The sequence below is a fragment of the Planktothrix sp. FACHB-1355 genome, from assembly GCF_014748295.1.
Lineage (GTDB): Bacteria > Cyanobacteriota > Cyanobacteriia > Cyanobacteriales > Aerosakkonemataceae > Aerosakkonema > Aerosakkonema funiforme_A.
In genome coordinates, this window is record NZ_JACJUP010000118.1 from 1 (window position 1) to 9,865 (window position 9,865).

At 42.0% G+C, this 9,865-nt stretch carries 9 protein-coding genes; 8 read left to right on the top strand and 1 reads right to left on the bottom strand.

Annotation, left to right across the window (positions count from 1 at the left end):
* The 8 genes from H6S82_RS08085 to H6S82_RS08115 form a co-directional block, all read left to right on the top strand.
* A partial coding sequence (locus H6S82_RS08085) for a GAF domain-containing protein (protein WP_191056133.1) occupies nucleotides 1-1,790 on the top strand: 1,790 nt, incomplete at its 5' end.
* Nucleotides 1,791-1,826: 36 nt separating this feature from the next.
* Nucleotides 1,827-2,219, top strand: a complete 393-nt coding sequence (locus H6S82_RS08090) for a hypothetical protein (protein ID WP_190463817.1) — start codon at nucleotides 1,827-1,829, stop codon at nucleotides 2,217-2,219.
* Nucleotides 2,220-2,374: 155 nt separating this feature from the next.
* Nucleotides 2,375-2,560: a hypothetical protein gene (locus H6S82_RS33325; protein WP_242056857.1), complete on the top strand. Its 186-nt coding sequence runs from the start codon at nucleotides 2,375-2,377 to the stop codon at nucleotides 2,558-2,560.
* Between the two features lie 24 nt (nucleotides 2,561-2,584).
* On the top strand, nucleotides 2,585-4,603 hold the full coding sequence (locus tag H6S82_RS08095) for a TOMM precursor leader peptide-binding protein (protein ID WP_242056858.1): 2,019 nt from the start codon (nucleotides 2,585-2,587) through the stop codon (nucleotides 4,601-4,603).
* Nucleotides 4,604-4,611: 8 nt separating this feature from the next.
* On the top strand, nucleotides 4,612-6,036 hold the full coding sequence (locus tag H6S82_RS08100; RefSeq protein WP_190463818.1) for a SagB family peptide dehydrogenase: 1,425 nt from the start codon (nucleotides 4,612-4,614) through the stop codon (nucleotides 6,034-6,036).
* 298 nt (nucleotides 6,037-6,334) lie between these two features.
* Nucleotides 6,335-6,823 carry a hypothetical protein gene (locus tag H6S82_RS08105; protein WP_190463819.1) on the top strand — a complete coding sequence of 163 codons (489 nt, stop codon included), beginning with the start codon at nucleotides 6,335-6,337 and terminating at the stop codon, nucleotides 6,821-6,823.
* Nucleotides 6,824-6,899: 76 nt separating this feature from the next.
* Complete coding sequence (locus tag H6S82_RS08110) at nucleotides 6,900-7,172, top strand: hypothetical protein (protein WP_190463820.1); 273 nt, start codon at nucleotides 6,900-6,902, stop codon at nucleotides 7,170-7,172.
* A gap of 277 nt (nucleotides 7,173-7,449) precedes the next feature.
* A complete protein-coding gene (locus tag H6S82_RS08115) occupies nucleotides 7,450-8,235 on the top strand; it encodes a hypothetical protein (RefSeq protein WP_190463821.1) in 786 nt (261 codons plus the stop codon).
* Between the two features lie 77 nt (nucleotides 8,236-8,312).
* Here the strand turns inward: H6S82_RS08115 and H6S82_RS08120 are convergent, their stop codons facing one another.
* Nucleotides 8,313-9,554 (bottom strand): DUF4336 domain-containing protein, encoded by a 1,242-nt coding sequence (locus H6S82_RS08120; RefSeq protein WP_190463822.1) that lies wholly within the window; start codon nucleotides 9,552-9,554, stop codon nucleotides 8,313-8,315.
* Nucleotides 9,555-9,865: the final 311 nt, after the last annotated feature.

The following is a 9,865-nucleotide window of genomic DNA, read 5'->3' on the forward strand; positions in this document are numbered from 1 at the left end:
ATTCTCTGTCTCGGCTGGCGGTATATCCAGATACCTCAAAGTCACAGCAAAAACAATTTATAGCTAAAGTACAAGCCAACCAGAAAAAAATGCAGAAATGGGCAAAGTTTGCTCCCATGAATTACCTGCATAAATTTTATCTAGTAGAAGCAGAGCGATATCGAATTTTCGGTCAAAATGCAAAAGCAATGGACTATTACGAACGTGCTATTGCTGAAGCCCAAAAATATGAGTACATCAATGAAGAAGCTTTAGCTCAGGAATTAGCAGCCAAATTTTATCTTTCTTGGGGTTTTCAGCCAATTGCTCAAACTTATTTAATTAATGCTTACTACTCCTATGCTCGCTGGGGAGCAAAAGTCAAATTAGAGGATTTAGAAAAACGTTATCCCCAATTACTCACCGCCGTACTTAACCAAGAAACTAACCTAAATACCAGCGATACTCTAGCCCGTATGACAAAAGGAACTCTTAGTTCTACTAGCACAAGTAGTTCGGCAGTTTTAGACTTAGCTACGGTAATTAAAGCTTCCCAAGCTCTTTCAGGAGAAATTATCCTAGAGCAGTTACTTTCAACTTTAATGCAAGTGGCAATCAAAAATGCCGGAGCGCAGAAATGCGTTTTTATCTTACAAAAAGCAGGCAATTTAGTAGTTGAAGCTACCGGATTCAGCAGTTCTATTAATTTAGAAATATTGTGCTTAACCTCTATATTAGAGTCAATACCAATTGAATTTAGTCAAGAAATTCCAGTAACTTTAATTAACTATGTCTCACGTACATCGGAAACTCTAGTATTCGATAATGCTACTAGCGAAACAACTTTTGCTGCTGACCCCTACATCATCCATTATCAACCAAAATCAGTATGGTGTTCTCCTATCATCAATCAAGGTAAATTAATTGGCCTTCTTTATTTAGAGAATAATTTAGTAACAGGTGCATTTACTCCTGATAGATTGGAAGTGTTAAAAGTTTTATCCTCTCAAGCAGCTATCTCGATTGAAAATGCCAAACTTTATTCAGAAGTCAAGGAGAATGAAAAAAGGCTAGCTCAATTTTTAGAAGCCGTATCAGTAGGTGTGTTTGTCGTCGATGCTAGCGGTAACCCCTACTACGTTAATCAAACCGCACAGCAGATTCTTGGTAAAGGAATAGTCGCCAATGCCTCCAATGAACAGTTGGCAGAAATTTATCAAGTTTATCTTGCAGGAGGTAAACAACTTTACCCCAGGGAACGAGATCCTTTAATGCGGGCATTAGAAGGTGAAGCTACAACTGTTAATGACATGGAAATCTACCAACCTGATAAAGTTGTTCCCATAGAAGTCTGGGGAACACCAATTTTTGATGATAAGGGAAATATTTCTTATGCTATTGTTGCTTTTCAAGATATTACAGAACGCAAAAAAGCAGAAGCGGAACGGGAAAGATTTACTAATGAACTTTTTCTACTTAACCAAGCTTTTTCCCGCTTTGTGCCGCGTCAGTTTCTGCAATTTTTGGAAAAAGAGAGCATTGTCGATGTCAAATTAGGCGACAACATACAGCAAGAAATGTCGGTGCTATTTTCTGATATTCGCGACTTTACCACCTTGTCAGAAACTATGACACCGCAGGATAACTTTAAATTTATCAACTCCTATCTGAGTCGTATGGAGCCTGCTATTATCGAAAATCAAGGTTTTATTGATAAATACAGGGATAATGGCTCTCACCCGCCCCTACAGACCTTCTCACCGAGTCGCCAGACGCTATTGCCAGTTATTGCTCATCCCTGTACAATCTAGGGCAGTACCATATAGCGTCAGTGAAGGGGAGATAACATGGTCTACCAAGCAAAAGTGGGAAATACTGAACTTTCAACAGGGCAAGAACAAGCCAGCTTGCTACCAGAAGGGTGGCAAGAAATCGGCGAGCGTGTTTCTATGTTAATTGCGAAAGCCTGGTTAGATGCTGAATTTAAGCAAAGATTGCTAGCCGAGCCGAGAGAAACTTTGGAAGTTGAAGGAATTAATGTTCCTGCTGGTGTTCGGGTACAAATAGATCAACTTAATCACAACTGGAGTATCGGCTCGACACCTGGTTTATCAGATGATGTAGTTTGGAGAATTCCCCTACCTCCTAAGCCTGCGGATATTTCAGAAGAGCAACTTTCAGCTTTGACTAGCGGTAACCTCTCGGCAGTTCCTAAAGATAGAATCCCAACCTGCTGCTAATATTTAGCAAAACAGCTAACAAACCGGGTTTGTTTACAAAAAATAGCAAAAAAGTAAGGTGAGACCTGCACAAAGAAACCGGGTTTCTACCAACAAACCCGGTTTCTGGCCTCTAAACCTGCCCCCCGCGCGATGCCGATGCAACCGGACATGATATGATTCGTCTACCGAGATTTAAGCATTGCTTCCATATAGAAGTGGTAGAACCAGAAGGAGTCTTTTTGCTATCGGAGCAAGATCCCATATTTTTGACTGGAAAAATTTATCAAAAATTAGCTCCTTTGCTAGATGGTTCTCGCACCGTAGAAGAGTTGGTGAATTTGCTGGCAGATGCAGCATAGGCACCGGAAGTTTACTATGCTTTGATGCGATTAGAACAGAAGGGATATATTGTTGAAAACGATAACAGTATATCTCCTGAAGCAGGCGCTTTTTGGGATAGCTTGTCAATAGATAATCGACAAGTATCTTATCTGCAACCAACGGCTGAAGTAGCGGTAACAACCTTTGGTAATATTCCCACTCACTTATTTGTGTCCAGTTTAAAATCGCTGCATCTCCAGGTAAATCAACAAGGAAAATATCAGGTTGTTTTAACAGATGATTACCTGCGCGATGAATTGGCTATTTTTAATCAAAAAGCACTGCAATTACAGCAGCCTTGGATGTTAGTTAAACCTGTAGGAACTGTGATATGGATTGGGCCGATTTTCCATCCCGGAAAAACAGGTTGTTGGGAATGTTTAGCACAGCGATTAAGAGGAAATCGTCCTGTAGATGCGTTTATCCATCAAAGAAAAGGTAAACCCTCTTTTTTTCCTACTTCTAAAGCTGCACTACCTTCTACTCTTCAAACTGCATTTGGTTTAGCTGCTACAGAAGTTGCGAAATGGATTGCACAAGCAGAAAGTCAACAGTTAGAAGGTCAGGTATTAACACTGAATCTCAGGTCGCTGGAAATGCTTTCCCATCAGTTAGTTCGGCGTCCGCAATGTTGCAGTTGCGGTCAACCTGAATTATACGCTCCTACTCGCCCTCCCATCCCCATCAATTTACAAAGTCGTCCCAAAGCCATTGTCGAAGATGGCGGATATCGCAGCATCACCCCAGAAGAAACCTTGGCACAATACGGACATCATATCAGTCCGATTACCGGAGTAGTGCGAAATCTGGATCGCCTTTCTCACCCCACCAATCGCTGGAATCACACCTATATAGCCGGACACAACTTCGGTCTGATGTTCGATGACCTTTATTTTCTCCGCCAAACAGTCAGGGGTCGCAGCGGCGGTAAAGGTAAAACCGTAGACCAAGCAAAAGCCAGTGGTTTGTGCGAAGCAATAGAACGTTACTCTGGCACATTTCAGGGAGATGAAATCCGCATTCGCGCCACTTATCAAGACTTAGGCGAGACAGCTATTCATCCCCATACCTGCCTAAACTTTAGCTCAAAACAATATCAAAATCGACATCTTTGGAATGTACATTGCCCCCCGCATCAAAAAATACCAGAACCCTTCGATACCTCACGGATAATTGACTGGACTCCCATTTGGTCTTTAACGGATCGAACCTTCAAGTATCTGCCTACAGCTTATTGCTATTACGGATATCCTCGCTCTCAAAGTCCCGATTGCTGGGCAGACTCGAACGGAGCCGCAGCCGGAAATAATATAGAAGAAGCTATTCTACAAGGCTTTATGGAATTAGTAGAGCGGGATAGCGTTTGTTTGTGGTGGTACAATCGCTTACAAAGACCAGGTGTAAATTTAACAAGTTTTGATGACCCATATATTCGGGGACTACAGGAATATTACCGCACAATTGAACGCCTAATTTGGGTTCTTGATGTCACCAGCGATTTTGGCATTCCCACTTTTGTCGCTATTTCTAGCACTTTCGCTCGAAAAGTCACTCAGCTATTGTTTGGTTTTGGAACGCATTTCGATGCCAAAATAGCAATTACCAGAGCCTTAACTGAGGTTAATCAAGCACTTCCCCCGGTTTTTACAACACGGGAGGCAAACTCTGACCCAAACAATAATGAACCGGAGCAAACCACTATTGAAGATTGTCCCTATTTTCTTCCCCATCCTACCCTACCTGAAAAGATTTCCTCTGATTATTCCCAGTTTGGCCATGAAGATTTACTCAATGATGTTCTAGCTTGCCAAAAAATTGTCGAAAATATGGGAATGTCTATGTTTGTGCTGGATCAAACTCGTCCCGATATCAATTTAAATGTAGTAAAAGTTATTGTTCCTGGAATGCGCCATTATTGGCGGAGATTGGCACCAGGACGACTTTACAACGTACCCGTGCAGTTAGGATTGCTCTCACAACCATTACCAGAAGAAAAGCTAAATCCCCAGTCAATTTTTTAATATATCAAATGTCTGAAACTTCTATACTTTCTTTTTTACCAGGCATATCCCTAGAACAGCAAAATGAGGAATGGGTGCTTAACTATCAAACAGGAACCTACTCCAAAAACACAATTTCTTTGCCCAATTGTTCGCTGGGAATATTGCAGGCTTGGCAAGTACTATGCGGCGATGGAGGGACGCGGGAACAACTGAGTTCTCTGGTTCAAGAAACTGATGGTTTGTCCAAACTACCTGAATTTTATTATTATCTCGAACAATTTGAACGCCTCGGCCTGATCTGTCAAACTTTCTGTGCAGATGGAACACCGCTAGCCAAAATAGTTCCCCTTGTAAGAGCGCCCGCTTTTGCAATTCAGGAAGTTTCTCCCAAACAGTCTTATGTTTTGTCGCGGTTTGCTTATTTACATCGCCAGAACAATCAAATAGTACTGGAATCACCCCTATCTAAGGTGCAGTTGGTAATACTTGATTGGCGGGGAGGCGCTATTTTAGCCGAACTTAACCAACCATGTTCTTACTCTCAGCTATGCCAAAAAATATCTGGTATTTCTGCAAATGCCGTGCAACAATTCCTCAATTTGCTTGATGCTGCCAAGATGCTTTCAGAAGTTAAAATCGAGGGGGAAATTGCCGAAGATAAACAGGATGCTCTTGTGCAATGGGAATTTCACGATTTACTTTTCCACAGTAAGGTGAGAACCGGAAGACATCGCCAACCTGTGGGGAGAACCTATCGTTTTTTGGATAAAATTCCCCAACTTCCTGCTATTAAAAATCAGGTAACAGGCAGTATTATTTCCCTATATCGACCGGATATTGAAGCGCTCAAAAAAAATGATTTACCTTTTACTCGTGTTTTAGAAGAGAGAAAATCAATTCGACATTATGGCAACCAACCAATTAGCGATCGCCAACTGGGAGAATTTCTTTACCGTTCCCTCAGAGTTAGAGACATCCTCAAAACAGAAACAGAAGAACTGAGTAATCGGCCATATCCCAGTGCCGGAGCTTGCTACGAACTAGAAGTTTATACAACAATTAATTGTTGCGCTCACATACCCTCTGGTTTGTACCATTACAATCCTCAAGAACATCAACTTTCTTTAGTGTCTCCTAAAACTTCTCAAGTGGAAGCTTTATTAGAGGAAGCAGCGCAAAATAATCCAGAGAGACAAACTCCTCAAATTCTAATTATTTTAGCGGCTCGATTTCCCAGAGTTACCTGGTATTACGAATCCATCGCCTATGCTGGCATTCTGAAAAATGTGGGTGCTGTATTTCAAACTATGTATCTGGTGGCAACTACCCTCGACTTAGCCCCTTGCGCTATTGGTTGCGGCAACGCCGACTTATTTGCCGCTGCCGTAGGAACAGACTACTATGCTGAGTCCTCTGTTGGCGAATTCGCTCTATGTAGCAAGCAGTCTTAGAAATGCTCTCCTGGCGCTGCTCCACAGGCACAAAAGATCTACTGGCTTGTTGGTGACATTTAGGGTTTTGCTCATAGCTATCTTATGATTAAGTTGAGCGAACTAGCCCAACGATCGCTTGCACCAAAACGTCTAGCTCAATGGGTTTAGAGATATCTTTTTGGAAGCCTGCGGCAAGCACCTGTTGTTGACAAAGCGTATTTTAAGTCACCACGGCGACCCCTAACGGGGAAAGAACAATGAAACTCCAGCAATCGCTACAGGCTGGAAAGTGGACAAATCGTTACAGGTATAACGAATGCTTTTTCTCCCCAACCTCCAAAACTTTCTGACAGTTGTCATTGAAATTGTTCTGGCTTTATTCTTCGGGATGATGACGCTAGATTTTGTTACAGGATTAGTGAAACTCTGGCATTGTTGTGATTCAAAACTATTATACTGCCAACAACAACTTACGCCACAACAATTAACTGCTTCTCAATCACCGGATACTCCGCCAGCAATCTTTAATCAAGCTAGATTGGTAACTAAACAGTTAGAAAAGCGAACGAAACCTTCCTCTAACCTCGTAAAAGAAGCCGCAGTTGATAGTGAAACACTAACATTAATTGAGAAAGGTACACAGGTTACTATTCGTTCTGTTGGCAAACAATTGGGTATTGCCGTGAGAGTGAACGGTCGATATCAAAGATTGGATTACCTTCGGGCTCAAATCAAATATATTCTCAAATCCCAGCCAAATGAAGTAAGGCAAGCTTTCCAGCAAACTGAACAAAAAGCAGCTTAAAAATTGCTTACGCAAGTAAATAAGTGATAAGCAGAACGCTCTCAACAATGAGTTCCATATCGCTTGTTTACTCACCATGAATACTACATTCGCTAAAACTAGCCATGCCCCCATTCAACAATTGAATAAAGCTGAAAGAAAGCTGTTCTCTTTCGGTATCCAAGTGCGACCTCACCAGCATTTAGGCAAGGTTACATTTCCCGTGCGCTATTGCGGTGCTGGGTTTGGAGTCATCCTGTCATTTATAGGAAACCAACCTACAGAGCAAATGTGGGGTGATTTCTCCAGCACCGCCTATAGAGCTATCAAAGCACATTTCGATGCTTTTTGTGCAGTAGATAGTTTGTAGCTAATACCATCAGTCCGTTTTCGTTGCGTTCACACGCACAGTGGAAACGGACAATTAATTTTTTGGCATTTATGAACCAAAATAACCTGAAAATTCTTCTGCACCAATTAAATCACTACTACCATCAAAGGCGCAAAAATAAGCAAGAGCGAGTAAAACAATTGTTAACCAGACACTTGAACAAATTGCATAGACAAATCCGAAAGCTAATTGAAGCGCAGTAGTTGCTAACAGTGCTAACGCACGAAAAACAATGAATAATTACAAAGGTTGAATTATGCCTACCACAGCTAGTACAATTGTGAGCGATCGCAAGCAAGTTATGAGAGTTTCAGAATTCAGTTTAGTTGAATTGAATTCTGAAGATAGCAATAATAATATAGCAGGTCGCTTGCGTTTTCCACCCCTATGCGCTCGTGCTGCTATTAGGGATATTATTGCATTGCTAATCGAAGATAATGCAACAATTATATCCCAGCATTGTATTGGCGATCGCACCGCTACTACCGGATGGTCAAGTTTGGTATTTCATGCACCAGTAAGCACTTATCAACAGTTAATGCAAACTGCGCGACCATCAAATTTACAGGTAGTTAGAGATAGTACTGCTATGTTATTGCAAGAGCTATTAACGGCTAATCAAGGTACTCCCAATCCTGTTGAAAAGGTAACAAAAGTAGAAGCAAATGGTGCTACAGTTACAAACGAGCCAGTAGAGCTAGCTTCCTCAGAAATTGATGCAGAAGATGAATCATCAGATGAAGTTCCTGCTGAAGTAGCAGAGTGGTTAGTAATTTCCGAGCAAAAGAGCAAATTTCAAGATAGGGATACTGCTGAAAATTCGGTTGTATGCTCTGAAACTCAAGCAGCCTTTCCTGAGTCCAATTCTAACAACCAGATGGCTACAGAAGAACAACTCAAACTACTGACTCTCGCTAAGTTGAAGGAACTGGCATTAAAACATGATATTCAAGGTCGTTCGACTATGACCAAGAATTTGGCAAGCGCCCATAAACTATTAGTACCTAAACTCGTAGGATTGATTGCATCTGATGAAATTTGAATAAAAGGCTATCCCGCTTAGTGATGAGCGGGATAATATTTGTCATCCGCGATCGATTTGTTGATAAATTACATCGTTTACAGCTTTTCCAGAGGCGATCGCGTGATACCACTTTTATCTAACTTCTGCTCCAGTTCTATGATAAACGCAAAGTCTTCCGGCGGTAAAAGCTGGTTTCCGCTGTTGACTTTACCTACTGTTTGCTCGTTTTCTAAAAATGAGAACGCCTGTCTAAATTGATACGGACTTGTCTGGATAGGCGCATCAAAATGGCAGGCTATAATCTGCTGAAAATTCCAACTAGCTACTTTATCAGCCCAGTCAAGGGTTTTCTTAGGTGCGTGGTCGAGAATGAAGATTTGCAAAATGGGAGCTACAAAAGGTCTTCCGCCCCCTCGCAGTCGATCGAACGAGCGCTGCCAGTCATCTTTCCACCGGAACGGAAACAAACCAAAATAAGCTTTTTTCGACCTATCCGGTGCTTTCAAGGCATCGCGAAACGCCTGTTTGAGCGATACTGGCTCCAATGCGCTCGGTGCGAAGTAAAGTGCAAACAAGCATATCCGCTGCCATCCTTTGCTGCGGTTTTCCTCGCTATCAGTAATTACATCTAAGGCTGTATCTCTGGCGTGGAACAGCAAGGCATAGGAGTCTAATTGAACGATTGGAGGCGGCGCTTCTGGTACTGCCAGCACTGTATCTGTTAGCAGCAGCGTGCGCGAGTTTTTGTGGAACAATGCTACTTCCACAAACGACCCGCGTCCGAGATTGATATCCAATATGGCGTACTCAAAATCATCAGCAAAGGGTGCTAAGCTACTGTCTTCCGGTAGTACGTGAGTCCGATTTCGAGGAAAACCGAGCCAACTTAAAGGCAAGTTTATCGGATAACTCCACTGAGAAGGTGTTACAAAAACCTGTGCTGAAGGAAATTGTCTGGCAAATGGGCCAACAAAAACTTTGTGTTCCAATCCAGAGGCAGTTGGCAGGATGATGTACCTAACATTGCCGTGAATAGCTACCAACTCTTTGACAAGTTTGATGCACTCTTTTGTCGGTGCGATCGGGGCATAAACTAGCAGACCGCCCTTTGAGAGCTTAACAACGGTCATGCGAATCGGCACGACAGTATATAAGATGCCTTGTATTTGATCGAATGTCCAGATGGTATCTTCGTAAGCTTCTGTGCGAACTGTCCGACGCTTGCTGTAGGGGTAGAGCGGCACCAGAGGCCAAAAACCCCATACCCAGTCTCTAGGATTGATGCTCGAACTAGCCTGCTGTGGTTTGGTTTCTTGCCCTTCTTGAAGTGATCCCATCGGCTCCACACTTTCCTCGATAATCTCCTAAATTTTTAAATCTTTATTTCTTTATATTTTAAATAATTCTGAACCTATCATCTATATTTTAGCAAAGCTAACGCTTTTACATGAACGAACATTTAAAAGCGTTTAACCATAATGCACAGACATAATTTCGCTCAAAATATCAATCTCGGTTTGCATACTAACTGCGGTAAGCTCAAGTTGGTAAACTGGATTTTAGCTAAATGCCAAGCAGCAGAATTTCTCGGTCAAGACGGAGATGCCGGATTGCGAAAAGTATTTCGGGTATTACCGGAAATTAAATC

What these genes read in the sequence shown, in the direction of transcription:
- H6S82_RS08090 (WP_190463817.1), top strand. Translation starts at nt 1,827, where the DNA reads ATGGTCTACCAAGCAAAAGTGGGAAATACTGAACTTTCAACAGGGCAA.
- H6S82_RS08120 (WP_190463822.1), bottom strand. Translation starts at nt 9,554, where the DNA reads ATGGGATCACTTCAAGAAGGGCAAGAAACCAAACCACAGCAGGCTAGT.
- H6S82_RS08100 (WP_190463818.1), top strand. Translation starts at nt 4,612, where the DNA reads ATGTCTGAAACTTCTATACTTTCTTTTTTACCAGGCATATCCCTAGAA.
- H6S82_RS08110 (WP_190463820.1), top strand. Translation starts at nt 6,900, where the DNA reads ATGAATACTACATTCGCTAAAACTAGCCATGCCCCCATTCAACAATTG.
- H6S82_RS08115 (WP_190463821.1), top strand. Translation starts at nt 7,450, where the DNA reads ATGCCTACCACAGCTAGTACAATTGTGAGCGATCGCAAGCAAGTTATG.
- H6S82_RS08105 (WP_190463819.1), top strand. Translation starts at nt 6,335, where the DNA reads ATGCTTTTTCTCCCCAACCTCCAAAACTTTCTGACAGTTGTCATTGAA.
- H6S82_RS33325 (WP_242056857.1), top strand. Translation starts at nt 2,375, where the DNA reads ATGATTCGTCTACCGAGATTTAAGCATTGCTTCCATATAGAAGTGGTA.
- H6S82_RS08095 (WP_242056858.1), top strand. Translation starts at nt 2,585, where the DNA reads ATGCGATTAGAACAGAAGGGATATATTGTTGAAAACGATAACAGTATA.